Origin of the sequence: Rhodovulum sp. PH10 (genome assembly GCF_000293785.1) — a bacterium.
Taxonomy (GTDB): Bacteria; Pseudomonadota; Alphaproteobacteria; order Rhizobiales; family Xanthobacteraceae; genus Rhodoplanes.
This window is the reverse complement of record NZ_AKZI01000008.1, coordinates 11,908-30,847: the sequence shown is the minus strand read 5'-3', so window position 1 is coordinate 30,847 and position 18,940 is coordinate 11,908. Positions and strand designations below refer to the sequence as shown.

Sequence of the window (18,940 nt, the reverse complement as noted above, 5' to 3'; positions counted from 1 at the left end):
CGTCGAGCCCACTCCTTCGGAGTGCCCCTCCGGACGAGGTCGAACGCGGGCGCCTTCGGCATCAGTTCCGCTTGTCGAGCAGCCGGCGGGCGATGACTTGCGCCTGGATCTCGGCCGCCCCCTCGAAGATGTTGAGGATGCGGGCGTCGCAGAGCAGCCGCGAGACGCGGTATTCGAGCGCAAAACCGTTGCCGCCGTGGATCTGCACGGCGTTGTCGGCCGACGCCCAGGCGACGCGGGCGGCCAAGAGCTTCGCCATGCCGGCCTCGAGGTCGCAGCGCTTGCCGGCGTCCTTCTCCTTGGCGGCGAAATAGGTGATCTGGCGGGCGATCATGATCTCGGCCGCCATCATCGCGATCTTGTCGGCGACGCGCGGGAAGACGACGATCGGCTGGCCGAACTGCACCCGCGTCTCGGCGTAGGCGAGCGCCTCCTCCATCGCCGCCTGGGCGACACCGATCGCGCGCGCGGCGGTCTGGATGCGGGCCGCCTCGAAGGTTTGCATCAGCTGCTTGAAGCCCTGCCCCTCGACGCCGCCGAGAAGGTTTGCCGCCGGCACCTCGAAATCGTCGAAGGCGATCTCGTACTCCTTCATGCCACGATAGCCGAGCACCTCGATCTCGGTGCCGGACATGCCGTTCGCCGGGAACGGGTTGGCGTCGTCGCCCCGCGGCTTCTCGGCGAGCAGCATCGAGAGGCCCTGATAGCCGGCGTCCTTGGGGTTGGTGCGCACGAGCAGCGTCATCAGGTCGGCACGCACCGGATGGGTGATCCAGGTCTTGTTGCCGGAGACCTTGTAGACGTCGCCCTCGCGCACCGCGCGGGTGCGCAGCGAGGCGAGGTCGGAGCCGGTGTTGGGCTCGGTGAACACCGCCGTCGGCAGGATCTCGCCCGAGGCGATCTTGGGCAGCCAGTGGCTCTTCTGCTCGTCGGTGCCGCCGCCCAGAATCAGCTCGGCGGCGATCTCCGAGCGGGTGCCGAGCGACCCGACCCCGATATATCCGCGCGAAAGCTCCTCGGAGACGACGCACATCGACTCCTTGCCGAGCCCCATGCCGCCGTACTCCTCCGGCAGCGTCAGGCCGAACACGCCGAGCTCGGCCATCTGGCGGATGGTCTCCATCGGGATGTAGCTGTTCGCCCGGTGCCAGCCGTGCGCGTGCGGCACCACCTCCTGGTCGGCGAACTTGCGCATCTCGTCGCGGATCTGCTCGTAGGTGTCCTCGAGGCCGCAATCGCCGACGGTGGCGCCATGGTGCTCGCGCATCAGCGCGACGAGGCGCGCGCGGTTCTCCGGCGTGTTGCCGCAGCCCGCCAGCGCGTCGAGCGAGGGCGACAGCTTCTTCAGCACCTCGGCGGTGTCGAGGCCGAGATCGGCGGGCCGGACGAACTCGTTCTGGCTCATCGGGATGCCGCCGGCCACCTGGGCGAGGTACTCGCCGAGGCCGATGCGCACCACCAAATCCTCGATCTCGCCGAGCTTGCCGGCCTCGGTCATGCGGGCGGTGTAGGCGGCGAGCTGTCGCACCGCCTCGGCATAGGTGGCGAGCCAGGCGAGGCCGTGGGTGGCACGCTGCTCGCGGTCCTGCCCGCGCGCGCCCGAGCCGCCGCCGAGCCGGCCGCGGACCGATTCGATCGCGCTCGCCAGCACGACGTCGAGCGCGTCGGCAGCGGTTTGGGCGAGGGTTTCGAGACGAGGCGCGGAATCCGAGCGGGGGGCGGCCAAGGACATGCGAATCTCCGAGAAAACACAGTGACATCCGGCACGCCGCGAGGTCTCGCCCCACGCCGCCCGGATGATCCAAAATCGACCTGACGTCCCATGATTGCATCTTTTCGCATCTGCGTGGAGAGGGAAATCTCGCTTGCCGAACGGCACCGCACGGCCCAATTGGAGCCGGTGAGACCCCCCGCCGAGGCGAGAAACGGGTTCCCGCTCCATGCCGCACCGCCTCGCCTTCGCCGCCCGGGTCGCCGCCGACGCCTTCCTCGCCTTCAACCGCGACGACGGCTGGGCGGTCGCCAGCCACATCGCGCTGTCGGCGCTGATGTCGCTGTTTCCGTTCCTGATCTTCGTCACCGCGCTGACCGGCTTCCTGGGCACCAAGGATTTGTCCGACCAGGTGGCGCTCTTGCTGCTCGAGGCGTGGCCGCGCGAGGTGTCGGGGCCGATCTCGAGCGAGATCGAGAGCGTCCTCACCACCGCGCACGGTGGCATCCTGACGATCGGCGCGGCGCTCGCGGTGTACTTCTCGTCGAGCGGCGTCGAGAGCCTGCGGATCGGCCTCAACCGCTCCTACGAGGTGGTCGAGAGCCGGCCGTGGTGGATGCTGCGCATCGAGTCGATCGGCTACGTGCTGCTCGGCGCGATCGGCATGATCGCGCTCGCCTTCTTCATCGTGCTGGCGCCTTTGACCTACAACGCGCTGGTGGTGTGGTTTCCCGAGCTGCGGCAGTTCGCCTTCTCGCTCACCCTCGCCCGCTTCACCATCGCCACCATCGTGCTGGTGGTCGCGCTGGTGATGATCCACAAATGGCTGCCGGCCGGCCGGCGGCGGCTGCGCGACGTGCTGCCGGGCGCGGCGGCGACGCTCGCCCTGTGGATCGTGCTCGGCGTCGCCTTCGGCCGCTATCTCGCGAGCTTCGCCAGCGCCTATGTGACCATGTATGCCGGGCTCGCCTCGGCGATGATCGCGCTCGTCTTCCTGTACTGGACCGCGGCGATGTTCCTGTTCGGCGCCTCGCTCAACCAGGCGATCATCAAGCGGCGCAAGGCGGAAGCCGAGAGGATCGCCCGGGCCGAGCGAGCCACCCGCGAGGCGGCCGAGCGGGAGGCCCGCACGCACGAGGCCGCATCCGCGACGGAGCCCGCGAGGACGCCGGCGACGGCCGAATCCGGCGGCCCTGCGACCCACGGTGGAGCCCTGCGCGACCCCTCCGGCGGCCGGGCGGAATCCTGATCGTCATCTGGACGAGTACGTAACGCACATCTCGGCATGCGCCGAGAAGTGCCTCTGCCACGGGCGTTTCCCGTCGCCGGGCACACGCGGCGCGATGGCCCGACGCGCCACTCGCCCGCGCCGCCAAGATGCCGCCTTGTTTCTGGTTAGTGATCTGCGCCATCGACTTGCTACCGATCACACGGGGGTGTGGGGGTGCCAGGGCGCGATGGCGGCGACGGGCCGAGCGATCGGTCGCGTCGCGCCATCCGCGACCGGGCAGCGGGGTTCCTGGACGGGGTTCCTGGACGGGATCCCCGGACGGGGCTTCCAGCAAGCAGCAACGCCATTTCGAACCGACGTCGCGTACGCGCGGCGGCACCGAACGCGCGTCGAGCGCGAGCGCCTCGACGTGCGCGGCTCGTCTCGTTCAGTCGACGTTAACCGTGCCGTCGCAGCATGGTTGACCTGTTGCAAAGGCGCCCACCGACATACGACCGGTCTTTTCGGAAAACCCGAACGGACGCGGGACGGAGGGCGCGGGGGAGGGGGACGGCTCAGTGGGATCGCGGCTGCGGTCATTGCGCGAGAAGGCGCTGGCGGCGACGGCTCCGTTCGGCTTCGCCATGCTCACCTTCACCGTCATTCCGGTGCCGATCGGCTACCAGGATCTCGCCTCGCTGATCGCCGAGCGCTCGTCGGTCGGCGATCATTGGCGCGAGCCCGGGCCGCGCTCGCCGTCGGCGCTCGGCCTGCTGCACACCGCGACCTTCACCTTCCCGACCCCGGTCGGCACCGACATTCCCGAGCCCACCGGCTTCAAGCTGGCGAGCCTCGACGTCGCGAGCCTCGACATCGGCGAGACCACCGGCTCGACCGCCACGCGGGCGCTGTTCGACCTGTCGACGCGGGCGCCCGAGCTCGACCGCGACCTCGTCAACCGCACCCGCAAGGGCAACCGGCTGGTGCCGCGCGCCGTCGCCGAGGCGCGCGCAAAGCAGGCGCTGGAGGCCGAGCGCGCGCTCGCCGAGGAGATGACCGCGCCGCAGGGGCAGGCGCCGGTCGGCCCCGACACGGCTGCCGCCGAGACACCGGCCGCCGAGACACCGGCCGCCGAGACACCGGCCGCAAAAGCCCCGGCCACCGGCGAAGCGCCCGCCCAGATGGCGGCGCTCGCGCCGGCACCGGCGCCGGCCCCCGAAGCGGCCGCCCCGGCCGTCGCCCCGGCCGTCGCCCCGGCCGTCGCCCCGGCCGTCGCCCCGGCCGTCGCCCCCATGGCCGCACCGGAGACACCGCCACAGGCGGCAGTCGCTCCGGCCGCGAGCGCCACCGCCGAATCTCCGGCCGCCCAGTCGCCGGCCGCCCGATCTCCGGCCACCGTGCCGCAAAAGGCCGAGCGGCAGATCGGCTGGCCGCGCGTGCTGCCCGAGCAGCAAGCCGCCGCCGCCGAGGCGGCCCGGCAGGCCGCCGAGGCCGCGACCCCGGCGCCCGCGAAAAAGGCCGAGATCACCGTGCCGGCGCCGCCGCCGGAAGCATTCTCCATGGGCTCGATGGCCTGGCTCGGCGCGCCGGAGCCGAGCGCCCCGCCGGTGCCGACGAGCCTGTCGCCCGAGCCGACCGCCACCAACGCGCCGTCGCTCGCCAACATTCCGCCGCAGCCGGGGTCCGCGCCGGCGGCCAGTTCGAAGCCCGTCATCGTGGCGAAAGCCGAGACGGCCAAGCTCGAGACCGGCAAGCTCGAGGCCGGCAAGACCGAAGCGACCGCCCAAAAGCCCGCGACCGCGGCAGCGGTGTCGCCGAACGCGTCCGAGGCGGCGAGCGAAAGCACCGAGGCCGACGACGCGCCGGTGATGATCGCGGACGCCGCGGCGCCGGCCGAGAAGGCCGCAGCGACACCCGCCGAGCCGACCCCGGTGAAGGCCGCCGAGGCGGTCATCGCCAAGAGTGCCGAGACGGCCACGAAAACCCCGGCCGAAGCGACGACGACGGAAAAAACCGTTGCCGCCCCCGCCCCTGCCGAGACCGCGAAAAATGCCCTGGCGGTGACGACGGCCGCGCCGTCCGAAACACCGACCGAGATTTCGGTGGCCACCGAGGCGCCGGCGAAGGCGCCCGTGGCAGGCGATGCCGTCTCTCCCGCCGGCGCTTCTCCGGCTGCAGCGTCGGCGAAGGCGGCCGCGCCGACGAAGGCGGTCGCCGAGGCGACGGCTCCGTCCGCACCGGTCGAGACCAGCCCGGCCGAGACCGCACCGGCCCAGGCCGCGTCCGCCGAAACCCCGACGGCAATGCGGCCGATCGTGCTGGCGAGCGCATCGCCCGACCTGCCGATCCCGGTGGCGATCACGCCGAAGGCGGAGCTGGCCGGTCCGTCCGCTTCCGCCGATCCGGCCGCATCCGGCGAGCCGGCCGCCGAGGCCGACGCGCAAAAGAACCCGGCGCTCACCACCTCCCGCCTCTATTTCGGCGCCGAGCCGTTGTCCGGCACCGATGCGCTGCAGCCCTGGTCGCCCGGTCCGGTGGCGATGGGCGAGCCCTCGTCCGATCTCTCGGCGACGCCTGCCGTCCCGCGTGCAAAGCCGCGCCTCGCCTCGCTCGACCCGGAGACCGGCGGCGAGACCGTCGCCCACAAGGGCGTGGTGATGCCCGGCATTTTGCTCAGTCCGGCGCAGCGCCTCGGCCTCGCCGGCGACGAGCGCGCCAAGGCGGAGAAGTGCCTCGCCGATGCGATCTATTTCGAGGCGCGCGGCGAGTCCGAGCGCGGCCAGATCGCGGTCGCCCAGGTGGTGATGAACCGCGTCTTCTCGCGCTACTATCCGAACGACGTGTGCGGCGTGGTCTATCAGAACGCCGAGCGCCATCTCGCCTGCCAGTTTACCTTCGCCTGTGACGGGCACAAGGAGGTGATCAACGAGCCGGACGCCTGGGCGCGCGCGCAAAAACTCGCCACCGAGACGCTCGACGGCCGCCACTGGCTGAACGACGTGGGCAAGGCGACCCATTATCACGCCTATTGGGTGCATCCGTGGTGGGTGCGGACGATGCACAAGCTCGACCGCATCGGCGTGCACACCTTTTATCGGCCGCGCCGCTGGGGCGACGGCGCCGACGAGCCCTCCTGGGGCTCCGCCGCGATCATCGCGCCCGCCGAGAAGCTCTGACGCCGGCGGCGGGAAACTATCACCTCATCCCGAGGGCAGGCTCCGCCGGCGTCTCGAAGGATGAGGCCCAGGTTCGACCTACGTCCGTGCCCTCGTCCTTCGAGACGCACTCCTGCGGAGTGCTCCTCCGGACGAGGCCGAACCCTGTCGCCATCGGTCCAAACCTCCTCCACATCGCGTTTTTCGGGCAGGCCGGCGCGCGCCGGTGCGTTGTGGCTTGCATTTTCTCGCGTTATCCGCCTTGAGTACAAATACCGACGACCACTCCAGAACGGGGGGCTGCCGATATGGCGGGGGACGCGAAGCGCCGGTTCCAGCTCGTGCTGATCAAGCCGTCGCACTACGACGACGACGGCTACGTCATTCAGTGGCGCCGCTCGGCGATCCCGGCGAACTCGCTCGCCTGCGTCTATTCGCTCGCCCGCGAGGCGGCGGCGCGTGAGGTGCTCGGCGCCGACGTCGAGATCGACATCACCGCGATCGACGAGACCAACACGCGTGTGCGGCCGGACGAGATCGCCGGGCTGATCGCCCGCCATGGCGGGTTCGGCATGGTCGGCATGGTCGGCGTGCAGTCGAACCAGTTTCCACGCACCATGGACATCGTGCGGCCGCTGCGCGCCGCCGGCGTGCCGGTGGTGATCGGCGGCTTCCACGTCTCCGGCCTGCTCGCGATGCTCCCGGAGATGCCGGCCGACCTGAAGGAGGCGCTGGCGCTCGGCTGCTCGCTGTTCGCCGGCGAGGCGGAGGGCCGCTTCGAGGCGGTGCTGCGCGACGCCGCCGCGCGCGACCTGAAGCCGATCTACGATCACATGAACGACCTGCCGGATATCGAGGCGGCGCCGGTGCCGTATCTGCCGCGCGAGGTGGTGACGCGGGTCTACGACAATCACGCGAGCTTCGATGCCGGCCGCGGATGCCCGTTCCAGTGCTCGTTCTGCACCATCATCAACGTGCAGGGCCGAAAATCGCGGCGCCGCTCGCCGGACGACATCGAGGCTTTGATCAAGCGCCACTGGGCCGACGGCATCCGCCGCTTCTTCATCACCGACGACAATTTCGCGCGCAACAAGGACTGGGAGCCGATCTTCGACCGGATCATAAAGATCCGCGAGCAGGACGGCATCGACGTGCGCCTGATCATCCAGGTCGACACGCTGTGTCACAAGATCGAGGGGTTCGTCGAGAAGGCGCGGCGCGCCGGCGTGACGCGCGTGTTCATCGGGCTCGAGAACATCAATCCGGCGAACCTGAAGGCCGCCAACAAGCGGCAGAACAAGATCACCGAGTACCGAAAAATGCTGCTCGCGTGGAAGCATGCGGGCGTGATCACCTATGCCGGCTACATTCTGGGCTTCCCCGGCGACACGCCGGCCTCGATCCGCGAGGACATCGAGATTCTCAAGCGCGAGCTGCCGCTCGACATTCTCGAGTTCTTCTGCCTGACGCCGCTGCCGGGCTCGGAGGATCACAAGACGCTGTGGAAGGCCGGAACGGTCATGGACCCCGACATGAACAAGTACGACCTCGAGCACGTCGTGACGGCACACCCGCGGATGACGCAGGCGGAGTGGGAGGCGATCTATCGCGCCGCCTGGGCCGCTTATTATACGGACGAGCACAAGCTGACCATCATGCGGCGCGCGGCGGCGGCCGGCATGGGCTTGTCACGATTGCAGGCGGTGCTGTTCGCCTTCTCGGTGGCGTTCCCGGTGGAGAAGCTGCACCCGCTGCAGTTCGGCGCGTTCCGGCTGAAATACCGGAAGGACCGGCGGCCGGGGCTGCCGATCGAGCCGGTGTGGTCGTTCTATCCGAAGCTTTTGTGGGAGTTCGCGACGAAGCACGTCGCGCTGGCGAAACATTGGCTGGCGATCGACGCGATGCGCCGCCGCGTCAAGACGGAGCAGGCCGAACGGCCCTACACCGACATCGCGATGACGCCGGTGACCGACGACGAGACCGAGACGCTGGAGCTGTTCGCCAAGGGCACCGGCAGCCGCGAGCGGCCCGCGAAAGCGCCGGCACCGGCAAAGGCGCCGGCCGGGGTGGAGCAGCCCGCCGACGCGTGAGGGCGGACGCGCGAGGCGAGGCGGCAGCGTCGGCCGCCGCCCGCTCAGGCCGGCTCCGCGGTCGCCAAGTTTTCGGTGAGAAACGCCCGCGCCGAGCCGGCGATCGCCTCGACCGCCGCCTCGAACGGACCGAGCGGGCCGGCCGTCAGCATCCAGGCGTCGAGGCCCGGCGAGAAATCCTCCACCGTCACCACCCGCACCGCGTCGCGCCACGGCGAGGCGGCGAGAATCCCTTCCGGGATCAGCCCGATGCCGAGCCCGCGGGCGATCAGCGCGAGCTGCAGGCTCGCCCCCCAAGTCTCCGCCATCACCTCCACCGCCGCGCCGTGGACGGCGAGCGCGCGGTCGAGCTGGGCGCGGAAGCCGCAGCCGTCCGGATTGATCACGAAGGTTTGGCCGGCGAGCGCGGCGACGCCGACCCGGTCTTCCAGCGGGCTGTCCTTGGGCACCACCACCAATACCCGCTCGGTGCCGAGCTTTTTTGCATGCGGGCCGTCGAGCGGACGGTCGTTCTTGGCCATCACCACCGCGGCATCGAGCTGGCCGTCGGCGAGCTGGCGGCGCAGCGCGCCGCTGCATTCCGTGGTGAGCCGCAGCGCGACCGCCGGGCAGCGGGTACGCACCGCCTCGATCGCCGGGGCGAGCACCGCTTCCGACAGCGCGAGCGTGAGGCCCACCCGCAGCGGGCCGGCGGCGGTCGCGCTTCTGCTGTCGCGGGCGAGCGCATCGGCGGCGCGCAGCACGGCGACGCAGCGCCGATAGGCGGCCTCGCCCGCCCGTGTCGCCTTGGCCGGCTTGGAATCACGGTCGAGCAGGGTGACCCCCAACACCTCCTCGAGCCGCTGGATGCGGCGGGAGACGGCCGGCTGGGTGAGCGCGAGGCGACGCGCGGCGTGGCCGATCGAGCCGCTGTCGATCACCGCGACGAAGGCGCGGACGTCCTCGAGGTTCATGGGGCGCGCCCCCGCTCGGGTGGCGAGGCGGGGATGCACCGCGCCGGCGCTCCCTCTCCCCGCTGGCGGGGCGGGAGATCCGCATGTGAACTCGAGCGCATGCGTCCGTCATGCGCGGGCTCGACCCGCGCATCCATCAAAATCGAGAAAGTCATTTTGTATTCGTCTCGATGGATCGCCGGGTCGAGCCCGGCGATGACGGCCGAGACCCTGGTGACTTTCGCCGTTCTCATTGGAACACCCCGACCTTTGGCGATCCATCCACGCACGCGGTCGTGCCAGCGGGCCGAGGTGAAGAGAGCCTAGGCCGAGCGGCACGGCTTCGCACCCTCTCCCCTTGCGGGAGAGGGTGGCGAGGACGGAGCGAGGCGACGTCCGAGCCCGGCGAGGGGTGCATTCGGCCAACACCCGAACACTGCGGGCAAAAACACCGTCGGCCGCGAATCATTCCGATCGCGCATCTTCATCATCAGGATGTTTCATTTTTTTCATGATAGGTGATCTGCTATGAACGATCAACGCGCCCTGCCCCCGTAAAACTCCCGATGGGCGCGACGAGGCACCGAGGAGGTTTGTCCATGACCGCGACCACCGGACCGGGCGGGGCCGCCCTGCCCTGGCGCACGCCGCTCGTGATCGTGATCTGTGGCTGCGCGATCGCCGTTCTGGCGTTCGGCCCGCGCTCGGCGCTCGGCCTCTTCCTCACCCCGATGTCGACCGAGAACGGCTGGGGCCGCGACGTGTTCGGCTTCGCCTTCGCGATCCAGAACCTTTTGTGGGGCATCGGCCAGCCGTTCGCCGGCGCGGTCGCCGACCGGTTCGGCATCGTGCGGGTGATGACGGTCGGCGCGCTCCTCTATGCCGCCGGCCTCGCGCTGATGGCCTATTCCACCTCGGCGGTTCAGCTCGATCTCACCGCCGGCCTCCTGATCGGGCTCGGCCTGTCGGGCTCCTCGTTCAATCTGGTGATCTCGGCGTTCGGCAAGCTGTTGCCGGCGGAATGGCGGTCGCTGTCGTTCGGCGCCGGCACGGCGGCCGGCTCGTTCGGCCAGTTCCTGTTCTCGCCGCTCGCGGTCGCGCTCGACGGCGCGCTCGGCTGGCAGACCACGCTCGTGCTGTTCGGCGCGGTGATGCTGCTCGTGGTGCCGCTGTCGGTCGCGCTGGCGAGCCCGCGCAGCGACCCCTCGGTCGCGACGCCGCTCACGCCCGCCCCCGACCTCGCACCCGCGCAGTCGCTGAGATCGGCGATGGCGGAGGCGTTCGGCCATCGCTCCTACGTGCTCCTGGTGCTCGGCTTCTTCACCTGCGGTTTTCAGCTCGCCTTCATCACCGTGCACATGCCGGCCTATCTGATGGACCGCGGGCTGTCGGCCGAGGTCGGCGGCTGGACGCTGGCGGTGATCGGGCTGTTCAACATCTTCGGCTCGCTCGCCTCCGGCTGGGCGGCCGGGCGGATGCCGAAGCGCTGGCTTCTGGTCGCCAATTATTTCACCCGGGCGGTCGCCATCGCGGTGTTCGTCTCGATGCCGGCCTCGCCCACCGCCACCCTCGCCTTCGGCGCGGTGATGGGCCTGTTGTGGCTCTCCACCGTGCCGCCGACCTCGGGCCTGGTGCTTCTGATGTTCGGCACGCGCTGGTTCGCGACGCTGTTCGGCTTCGCCTTCTTCAGCCACCAGGTCGGCGGATTTCTCGGCGTGTGGATCGGCGGCATCGCCTTCGAGCGCACCGGCTCCTACGACGTCGTGTGGTGGCTGTCGGTGCTGTTCGGCGTGCTGTCCGCACTCATCAATGTGCCGATCGTGGAAAAGCCGGTCGCCCGGGTCGCCGAGGCGCGGGCCTGACGCCTCCGCCCCTCCCGTCCGCCACCCTTGTGCCGGCCGCCGCGCGCTGCTTAAGCTTCGCGCGACGGGCGGAGCCGGGATCTCCGCCGGAGGGGGCAGATATGGCGAGCTTCAAGGCGATCGTGATCCGCAAGGGCGAGGACGGACAGACCGCGGCGCTGTCGGACTTCGACGAGAGCGAGCTGATGGAGGGCGACGTCACGCTGCGCGTCGAATGGTCGACCCTCAACTACAAGGACGGTCTCGCCGTCACCGGCAAGGCGCCGGTGGTGCGCCGCTTCCCGATGATCGCCGGCATCGACGCCGCCGGCACGGTGGAGACCTCGACCCATCCGGACTGGGCGCCCGGCGACAAGGTGATCCTCAACGGCTGGGGCTGCGGCGAGACGCATCTCGGCGCGTTCGCCGAGAAGGCGCGGGTGAAGGGCGACTGGCTGGTGCCGCTGCCCGCCGGCATGCAGGCGCGCGACGCGATGGCGATCGGCACCGCCGGCTACACCGCGATGCTGACCGTGCTGGCGCTGGAGCGCCACGGGGTGACGCCGGAGCGCGGCCCGGTGGTGGTGACGGGGGCGGCCGGCGGCGTCGGGTCGGTGGCGATCTCGATCCTGGCAAAGCTCGGCTACACGGTGATCGCCTCGACCGGGCGGGCGAGCGAGGAGGCGGGCTATCTGAAGGAGCTCGGCGCCAGCGAGATCGTCGAGCGGCAGGAGCTGACCGGGCCGGTGCGCCCGCTCGCCAAGGAGCGCTGGGCGGCCGGTATCGACACGGTCGGCTCGACCACCCTCGCCAATGTCCTGTCGATGACCCGCTATGGCGGGGCGGTCGCCTGCTGCGGGCTGGCCGGCGGCATGGACTTGCCGGCGAGCGTCGCGCCGTTCATTCTCCGCGGGGTTGCGCTGCTCGGGGTCGATTCTGTGATGTGCCCGCAACACCTGCGCCGGGAAGCGTGGGCGAGGCTCGATCGCGACCTCGATCGGCAAAAATTGGCCAAGATGACCGAAGAGATTGAACTCGCTGACGTAATCGAGGCGGGCCGGCGGATCGTCGAGGGACGGGTGCGGGGCCGAATCGTGGTCAAGATCGGGTAAACGCGTTCAGACTTTAGCGACGAACTCGGGGGCAAGATCGCGCCGAGTATGGTCGAGCCCGCCAGAAGCGGCTATGACCGGAAGCCATCCGATACGGGGTCCGAGATGCGTGTCCGCCTTCTGTCCATCATGCCGCTTCTGCTCGCGGTGACCGGGCTCGGCCCGGCCGCGGCGGACCCGCTCGAGCCCGACGCGGCGCGTCGGTTCGTGGCCGGCAAGCTGTTCTCGTACCAGTGCTTCGAGGGCACCCAAGGGATGGGCCGGATCTTCTCGGACGGCTCGGTGGTCGGCACCATGCAGCCGCCCGGTCGCGCGCCGCGCTTCGTCGCGCTGCCGGCCGGCACGGTGCAGGTCAGCTCGACCTCGATCTGTGCCTCGGTGCGCGGGCTGCTGTTCCGGCCGTGCTTCGTGGTGGACCAGACCAGCTCCCGCAGCTTCCGCGGCTCGCTGTCGGGCCTCGGCTTCGCCTATTGCGACTTCGTTCGCCGCAACCCGCGCAGCCGCGTGACCCGCAGCGGCGACGAGCGCGAGCGTGGCGGCGAGCACCGCGACGCCAAGCAGCCGCTCGGCCTGCGCCCGACGAAAGTCGAGGCGACCGGCGAGCGCCCGCCGCTGCGCTCGGCGGTGATGCGCACCGAGGACTGACGGGCGACCGGTTCCGCCGGCGGCGGCGCCGTCTCGTCAGGCGAGCACGAGTCACGCCAGGCCGAGCCGGAACGGCAGCGCCGAGACGCACGGCGTGTGCGGCGCGATCGCCTCCACGGCGGCGATCATCCGGCCCTCGCGCCCGAGCAAGCGGTCGGCGAGCGAGACGATCAGCGCATTCGGAAACGCGGTCGGCGAGGCGTCGCGCAGCGCGCGGGCGATCGTGTGCTCGTCGCGCTCGGGCGCCAGCGTGCAGGCGGTGACGAAGGCCGCCGCGGTCGAGCGGCTGATGCCGGCATAGCAGTGCACGACGATCGGCGCCGCCCGGTCCCAGGCGCGCACGAACGAGATCAGCCGCTCGACATGGTGCTCCTGCGGGCAGATGCGGCCGTCGCACGGCGCGCAGATGTCGTGCATCTCGAGATGCAGGTGGTGCTCGGGCAGGATCTCGGCCGGGCGCTGCACCAGCGCCTCGTCGCCGAGCAGGGTGACGACCGAGCGGGCGCCGGTGGCGCGCACCGTCTCCGGCAAGCGTTCCAGCGAGCAGACGTGAATCATGGCGTGTCTCCGTGGCCTTCCGGCTTCTCGTTCGGACCCACGGGATAGCGCAGCGATATGGCAGCTTCGTGCAAGTGCCTCGCACGGGCACCCGGCCCGGTCAGGACGCCGCGTCGAGCTTCGCAAACCGCTCGAGAAAGCGCCGCTCGGCCTGCGAGGCCGGCCACGGCTCGAGAAAATCCTTCTCCACCCGCGCCGGCAGGCCGGGCGGTGTGCCGAAGAATTTTCTGGCCTCCGTCTCGCCGAAGCCGGCGAGGCGGGTGGCCTCCAGAAAGGCCGCGCCGCGGTCGGCGTCCTTGACGATCCGCACCGCCTCCTCCGGCAGCTCGGCCGGCAGGCCGAAGCGCAGATGGATCGCGGTGAGAAGCCGCTTCTCCACCGCCTTGTAGGCGCCGCCCATCACCGCCTTGAACGGCGAGATCATGTCGCCGATCACGTATTCGGGGGCGTCGTGCAGCATCGCCGCGAGCCCGAGCCGCCGGTCGACCGCCCCGCAGCGCCGCCGCGCGATCTCCTCCACCAAGAGCGTGTGCTGGGCGACGGAGAAGATGTGCTCGCCGCGCGTCTGGCCGTTCCAGCGGGCGACCCGGGCGAGCCCGTGGGCGATGTCCTCGACCTCGACGTCGAGCGGCGACGGGTCGAGCAGATCGAGCCTGCGCCCCGACAGCATGCGCTGCCAGGCGCGCGCCTCGGGCGGCACGGATTCGGAACGGGTACGGGGCTTGTTCGGCGCCGTCTCGGCGGGTTCGGTTTTCGCGGGCACGGAACTCAGGCTTTTCGCTTGCGACGGAGGGGGCTCTCCCCCGGGCTGGCCACCGGGGTCGCCGAGGGCGGGCGCGGCGACAGCTCGGCATGGCGATAGCACGAGACGAGATGGTCGTTCACCATCCCGACCGCCTGCATGAACGCATAGACGATGGTCGGCCCGCAGAACTTGAAGCCGCGGCTCGCCAAGTCCTTCGACATCGCGCGCGACAGCGGCGTCTCGGCCGGCACCTCGGCGCCGCTGGAGAAATGGTTGATTTTCGGGCGGCCGTCGACGAAGTCCCAAAGCAGCGCGGAAAAGCCGGGGCCGCTTTCCATCACCGAAAGCCACGCCTGCGCCGACTTCACCGCCCCCTCGATCTTTGCGCGGTTGCGCACGATCCCGGCGTCGTTCATCAGCGCCGCGACTTTTGCCGCGTCGTAGCGCGCGATTTTTTCCGGCGCGAAGCCGTCGAACGCCTCGCGAAAATGCTCGCGCTTGCGCAGAATCGTGATCCAGGCGAGCCCGGCCTGAAAGCCGTCGAGCACCAGCTTTTCGTAGAGCGCGCGGTCGTCGTGCTCGGGCACGCCCCATTCCGTGTCGTGATAGGCGAGATAGAGCGGGTCCTGGGTCGGCCACGGGCAGCGGTGGCGTTCCTCGTGCGGCGTGGCGTGGGGCGGAGCGACGCTCATCGGGCGGCCAAAACCTCGCCGGGCCACGGAAAGCTCGCCCAGGCCGGCTTTTGCGGGGCCAGCGTGGCGTCGCCGGCGACGAGCGGCGTGCCGGCGGCGAGCGCATCGGCCACCCGGTCGAGCCGCAGCAGCGCGAGCCCCTGCCCACCCGCCGACCCGCCCATCGTGCCGACCGACAGCTCGCCCGCCGTCACCGGCGTGCCGGGATCGGGCGCTTCGCCGCCAACGAGCGCCACCGGCACCACACGGGTGCGCGTGGTGCCGCGGTGCTGCATGCGCGACACCACCTCCTGGCCGACATAGCACCCCTTCTTGAAGTCGACGCCGGCGAGCTGGTCCATGTCGGCCTCGTGCGGAAAGGTGTCGCCATAGGCGAAATCGAGCCCGCCCCGCGGCACGCCCAGCTCGATCCGCAGCGCCTCGTAGGCCGCGACGTCGCCCGTGTCGGCCGCCGCCTCGTCCGCCGAGACGATCGCCCGAGACCCGAGCCCCGGCAACCGCGGGTCGGGGAACACGATGCCTTCGATCGCCGCCGGATCCGGCGTGCCGTCCCAGATCGCCAGCACCGCCAGCGCCTCCGAGCGGTCCTCGACCGTCACTTTTGCGCGCAGCTTGTAAATCTTCAGCTTCGCGCACAGCGCCGCCACGGTGTCGCGCGGCACGTCGAGGAGGAAGCCGCCCTCGCCCGGCGCATCGACCACCAGCATGTCGGTGACGATCTTTCCTTGCGGCGTCAGCAGCGCGGCAAAGCGTGGCGTCGCCGGCTCCATGCCGGCGATGTCGGTGGTGAGAAGGCCGTGGAGGAAGGCGCGCGCGTCGTCACCGGAAACTTTCACGACACCGCGGTCGGGGAGGCGTGCAGTCTGCATGGGGGTCTCGATCCTGTCGGACCCGAAGGTAGGTCGTGCCGCGCCGCCCCTCAAGTGGTGCTCTCGCCTCGCCGCCTTCAGCCGGGCCGCACCGGGCGGGCGACCGGCCGGCCGTCCTCCAGCGCCACCCGGATCGCGAAGTCGAAGCGGTCGACGTCGAGGCAGATGTCGAGATCGTTCGGATGCAGATACGGCTTTGCCGGATCGGCGAAATCCGGAATCTGGCCGCCGCCGAGGATCACCCCGCGCAGCGCGTCCGCATTACCCGCCCGGCCTTCCAGGAGGTTGCGCAGATGGATCGCGCACAGCTCGTCCTCGTCGGCGCGCACCACCGCGTTCCGTCCCATCGCCGCGAGCGTCACCCTTGCCGGCGCCTCGGCGAGCACCGCACGGGTGGTGGCGGATGCGGTGACGAGAGCCCCGGCGAACAGCCGGTCGGCGTTTCCGAGCGCCGCCGCCACCCCTCGAGTGCCCGACGAGGTGCGCTGGATCACCGTCGTTCCGGCGAGATCGGCGAGCGAGGCCTCGTAGGGCGAGTTGCCGAGCTCGAAACCCTCCACCTTCACGCCGTCGATCTCGCCCATGCACAGCGCGCCGATGCCTGCGGCGCGCAGCGCGAACGCCTCTTCCACCCGGTCGACCATCACGATCTTGTCGGCGCCCTTCGACAGCACCACCGCGGCGGTGGTGAAGGCGCGAAACACGTCGATCACCACCACCGTGCCGGCGGCGCGCTGCGCGCCCTCCAGCAAGCTCTCGATCACGATCTCCATGGCGGCGTCCCCTCTCGTTCCGACCCGGCCACGGTATCATGCCCCGGCGGCGGCGCAGCGGGCGCTGCGGGCGAGGCCCTCCCGGACCCGCCGCATGGCTCCGATGCAAAGAACGGTTTCGCATTGCCCCTCCGATCGGGCATTGTCGCGCCACGATCCTGCACGCTCCCGTCCTGCACGCTCTGGAACACCCCCGATGCCTCGCTTTCGCTTCCGCCCCGACACCTACACCCTCCTCCTGGTCGGCATGGTGGTGCTCGCCACGCTGCTGCCGGTGGAGGGCAAGGCGGCGGTCGGGTTCGGCTGGGCCACCAAGGCGGCCATCGCCCTCCTGTTCTTCCTGCACGGCGCGCGCCTGTCGCGGGCCGCGGTGGTGGCCGGGGCGACCCACTGGCGGCTGCACCTTTTGATCTTCGCCGGCACCTTCGTGCTGTTTCCGGCGCTCGGCGTCGGCATCTACTCGCTGCCGGCCTGGATTCTGCCGCCCGCGCTCGGCGTCGGCATGCTGTTTCTGTGCTGCCTACCCTCCACCGTGCAGTCGTCGATCGCCTTCACCTCGATCGCCGGCGGCAACGTGCCGGCGGCCGTGTGCAGCGCCTCGGTGTCGAACATGGTCGGCGTGTTTCTGACGCCGCTGCTCGCGGGGCTGCTGCTCTCGGTGTCGGGCAGCGATGGCATCCGGCTCGATTCGATCGAGGCGATCGTGCTGCAGCTCCTGGTGCCGTTCGTGATCGGCCAGATTCTCCAGCCCTGGATCGGCGACTTCGTGCGCGGTCACAAGAAGCTGGTGATGGTGGTCGACCGCGGCTCGATCCTGATGGTGGTCTACGGCGCCTTCAGCGAGGCGGTGATCCACGGCCTGTGGCACACGCTGCCGCTCGACGGCCTGGCGGTGATGATCGGCATCAACATGGCGCTGCTGGCGGTGGTGATGGTGACGATGACGGTCGCCTCGCGAAAGCTCGGCTTCTCGCGCGAGGACGAGATCGCCATCGTGTTCTGCGGCTCCAAGAAGAGCCTCGCCAGCGGCATCCCGATCGCCAACGCGCTGTTCGCCGGGCCGCAGCTCGGCATGATCGTGCTGCCGGTGATGTTCTTCCACCAGATCCAGCTGATGGTGTGCGCCGTGCTCGCGCGCCACTATGCCGAGACGGCGCCGCAGCCGACGCCCGCGCCGATCCCCTCGCAGGAGCAGGCCGCCGCCGAGGAGCGCCGCGCCGCGGAGTGACTCTTTTCCCGTAGCGTGCGCGGCGGCTCACTCGCCGCGCACGACCTTGCGGGCGAGGCGCTGCAGCGTGAGGCCCTGCACCACGATGCTGAACACCACCACCGCATAAGTGAGCGTCAGCAGCACGCCCTTCTCGGGGATTTCCGGCAGCGACAGCGCCAGCGCGATCGAGATGCCGCCACGCAACGCGCCCCAGGTCAGCACCGGAATGGTGCCGCGCAGGAACGGCTGCCACGCGTGCAGCGTCAGCACCGGGATCGACACCGCGACGAGCCGCGAGACCAGCACCAGCGGCACCGCCACCGCGGCGAGCAGCCCGTAGTCGGGATCGAAGCGCAGCACCAGCACCTCGAGGCCGATCAGCAGGAACAGGAGCGAGTTCAGAATCTCGTCGATCAGCGTCCAGAAGCCGAACAAATATTTTTGGGTCTCCTCGCTCATCGCGTCGCGCGGCCCGCGATTGCCGAGCAGGATGCCGGCGACCACCACCGCGATCGGCCCGCTCGTGTGCAGCTTCGCGGCGAGCGCATAAGTGCCGGTGACCAGCGCCAGCGTGATCAGCACCTCGATGGCGTACTCGTCGAGCGCACGGGTCGCGCGATAGGCGACATAGCCGGTGACCAGCCCGAGCAGCGCGCCGCCGCCCGCCTCCAGGAAAAAGAGCTCGGCGACATGGGTGAGCGAGGCGCCGCCCTCCCCGCCGCCCTCGCCTCCCCCGGCGCCGGCGGCGATCGCCACCAGCACGGTGAACACCACGACGCCGACGCCGTCGTTGAACAGCGACTCGCCCGTCATGTCGGTCTCGAGCCGCTCCGGCACCCGCACCGCCTTCAGCGCCGACAGCACCGCGACCGGATCGGTCGGGCTGATCAGCGCGCCGAACACCAGCGCCCAGGCGAGCGGCAGCGGCGAGCCGAGCCAGGCCGACAGGAGCCACAGGCCGACACCGACCGCGGCGGTCGAGATCACCACGCCGATCGTCGCCATCGTGCCGACCACCAGCGCACGCCGCCGCAGCGACGCGAGGTCGACGTGCAGCGCGCCGGCGAACAGCAGGAAGGCCAGCATGCCGTCGAGCACGGCCTCCTTGAAGTCCACCTTCTGCAACAGCGAGACCAGCTGGTCGTACAGCACGACGTGGGTCACCGCCTCGACGCCGATCAGCGTCAGCGAGGCGGCGAGCCCGATCACCAGGAGGCCGATCGTGTGCGGCAGCCGCAGCACGACGTGATTGAGCCAGCCGAAGGCGGCGGTGAGGACGAGCAGGACGGCGACGAGATCGAAGACGGAGGGCATCGGCGAGGTCTGTCGGGCACGAGACGAAGGAGGCCGCCCGAGCGGGTCGCGCGGCGATGCCCGTCCAGCACAGCACGGGCGGG

Annotated in this window: 15 protein-coding genes; 7 read left to right on the top strand and 8 right to left on the bottom strand. The window is 70.5% G+C overall.

Going from position 1 to position 18,940, the window contains the following annotated elements:
* Nucleotides 1-61: 61 nt before the first annotated feature.
* Nucleotides 62-1,732 (bottom strand): acyl-CoA dehydrogenase family protein, encoded by a 1,671-nt coding sequence (locus A33M_RS01305; protein WP_008382613.1) that lies wholly within the window; start codon nt 1,730-1,732, stop codon nt 62-64.
* Between the two features lie 208 nt (nt 1,733-1,940).
* On the opposite strand from A33M_RS01305, the gene A33M_RS01300 reads away from it, so the two are divergent.
* The 3 genes from A33M_RS01300 to A33M_RS01285 all read left to right on the top strand — a co-directional run bounded on the left by A33M_RS01300 (nt 1,941) and on the right by A33M_RS01285 (nt 8,166).
* Nucleotides 1,941-2,960 carry a YihY/virulence factor BrkB family protein gene (locus A33M_RS01300; RefSeq protein ID WP_008382612.1) on the top strand — a complete coding sequence of 340 codons (1,020 nt, stop codon included), beginning with the start codon at nt 1,941-1,943 and terminating at the stop codon, nt 2,958-2,960.
* A 539-nt stretch (nt 2,961-3,499) separates the two neighbouring features.
* Nucleotides 3,500-6,097: a cell wall hydrolase gene (locus tag A33M_RS24535; RefSeq protein ID WP_008382611.1), complete on the top strand. Its 2,598-nt coding sequence runs from the start codon at nt 3,500-3,502 to the stop codon at nt 6,095-6,097.
* Nucleotides 6,098-6,384: 287 nt separating this feature from the next.
* Entirely contained in the window at nt 6,385-8,166 is a 1,782-nt protein-coding gene (locus tag A33M_RS01285; protein ID WP_008382610.1) for a B12-binding domain-containing radical SAM protein, read from the top strand.
* Nucleotides 8,167-8,210: 44 nt separating this feature from the next.
* Here the strand turns inward: A33M_RS01285 and A33M_RS01280 are convergent, their stop codons facing one another.
* Nucleotides 8,211-9,119 carry a LysR family transcriptional regulator gene (locus A33M_RS01280; RefSeq protein WP_008382609.1) on the bottom strand — a complete coding sequence of 303 codons (909 nt, stop codon included), beginning with the start codon at nt 9,117-9,119 and terminating at the stop codon, nt 8,211-8,213.
* Between the two features lie 578 nt (nt 9,120-9,697).
* Here A33M_RS01280 and A33M_RS01275 point away from each other — a divergent pair.
* The 3 genes from A33M_RS01275 (at nt 9,698) to A33M_RS01265 (ending at nt 12,696) form a co-directional block, all read left to right on the top strand.
* Nucleotides 9,698-10,960, top strand: coding sequence for an MFS transporter (locus A33M_RS01275; RefSeq protein ID WP_008382606.1), 1,263 nt, complete (start codon nt 9,698-9,700; stop codon nt 10,958-10,960).
* A gap of 101 nt (nt 10,961-11,061) precedes the next feature.
* Complete coding sequence (acuI, locus tag A33M_RS01270; protein WP_008382604.1) at nt 11,062-12,051, top strand: acrylyl-CoA reductase (NADPH); 990 nt, start codon at nt 11,062-11,064, stop codon at nt 12,049-12,051.
* A 105-nt stretch (nt 12,052-12,156) separates the two neighbouring features.
* Nucleotides 12,157-12,696 carry a hypothetical protein gene (locus tag A33M_RS01265; RefSeq protein WP_008382603.1) on the top strand — a complete coding sequence of 180 codons (540 nt, stop codon included), beginning with the start codon at nt 12,157-12,159 and terminating at the stop codon, nt 12,694-12,696.
* 51 nt (nt 12,697-12,747) lie between these two features.
* On the opposite strand, the gene A33M_RS01260 is transcribed toward A33M_RS01265, so the two are convergent.
* The 5 genes from A33M_RS01260 to A33M_RS01240 form a co-directional block, all read right to left on the bottom strand.
* Nucleotides 12,748-13,254 carry a tyrosine phosphatase family protein gene (locus A33M_RS01260; RefSeq protein ID WP_008382602.1) on the bottom strand — a complete coding sequence of 169 codons (507 nt, stop codon included), beginning with the start codon at nt 13,252-13,254 and terminating at the stop codon, nt 12,748-12,750.
* A gap of 100 nt (nt 13,255-13,354) precedes the next feature.
* A complete protein-coding gene (locus tag A33M_RS01255; RefSeq protein WP_052026803.1) occupies nt 13,355-13,924 on the bottom strand; it encodes a YfbR-like 5'-deoxynucleotidase in 570 nt (189 codons plus the stop codon).
* Nucleotides 13,925-14,022: 98 nt separating this feature from the next.
* Nucleotides 14,023-14,691, bottom strand: coding sequence for a DNA-3-methyladenine glycosylase I (locus tag A33M_RS01250; protein ID WP_008382600.1), 669 nt, complete (start codon nt 14,689-14,691; stop codon nt 14,023-14,025).
* Complete coding sequence (gene ygfZ, locus A33M_RS01245; protein WP_008382599.1) at nt 14,688-15,560, bottom strand: CAF17-like 4Fe-4S cluster assembly/insertion protein YgfZ; 873 nt, start codon at nt 15,558-15,560, stop codon at nt 14,688-14,690. Before ygfZ ends, A33M_RS01250 begins: the two co-directional genes overlap by 4 nt.
* Before the next feature lie 77 nt (nt 15,561-15,637).
* The gene (locus tag A33M_RS01240; protein WP_008382598.1) at nt 15,638-16,333 is read right to left on the bottom strand and encodes a 2-phosphosulfolactate phosphatase; all 696 of its coding nucleotides are present in this window, start codon (nt 16,331-16,333) and stop codon (nt 15,638-15,640) included.
* 196 nt (nt 16,334-16,529) lie between these two features.
* On the opposite strand from A33M_RS01240, the gene A33M_RS01235 reads away from it, so the two are divergent.
* A complete protein-coding gene (locus A33M_RS01235; RefSeq protein WP_008382596.1) occupies nt 16,530-17,561 on the top strand; it encodes a bile acid:sodium symporter family protein in 1,032 nt (343 codons plus the stop codon).
* Nucleotides 17,562-17,588: 27 nt separating this feature from the next.
* On the opposite strand, the gene A33M_RS01230 is transcribed toward A33M_RS01235, so the two are convergent.
* Entirely contained in the window at nt 17,589-18,857 is a 1,269-nt protein-coding gene (locus A33M_RS01230) for a cation:proton antiporter (protein ID WP_008382594.1), read from the bottom strand.
* Nucleotides 18,858-18,940 lie beyond the last annotated feature (83 nt).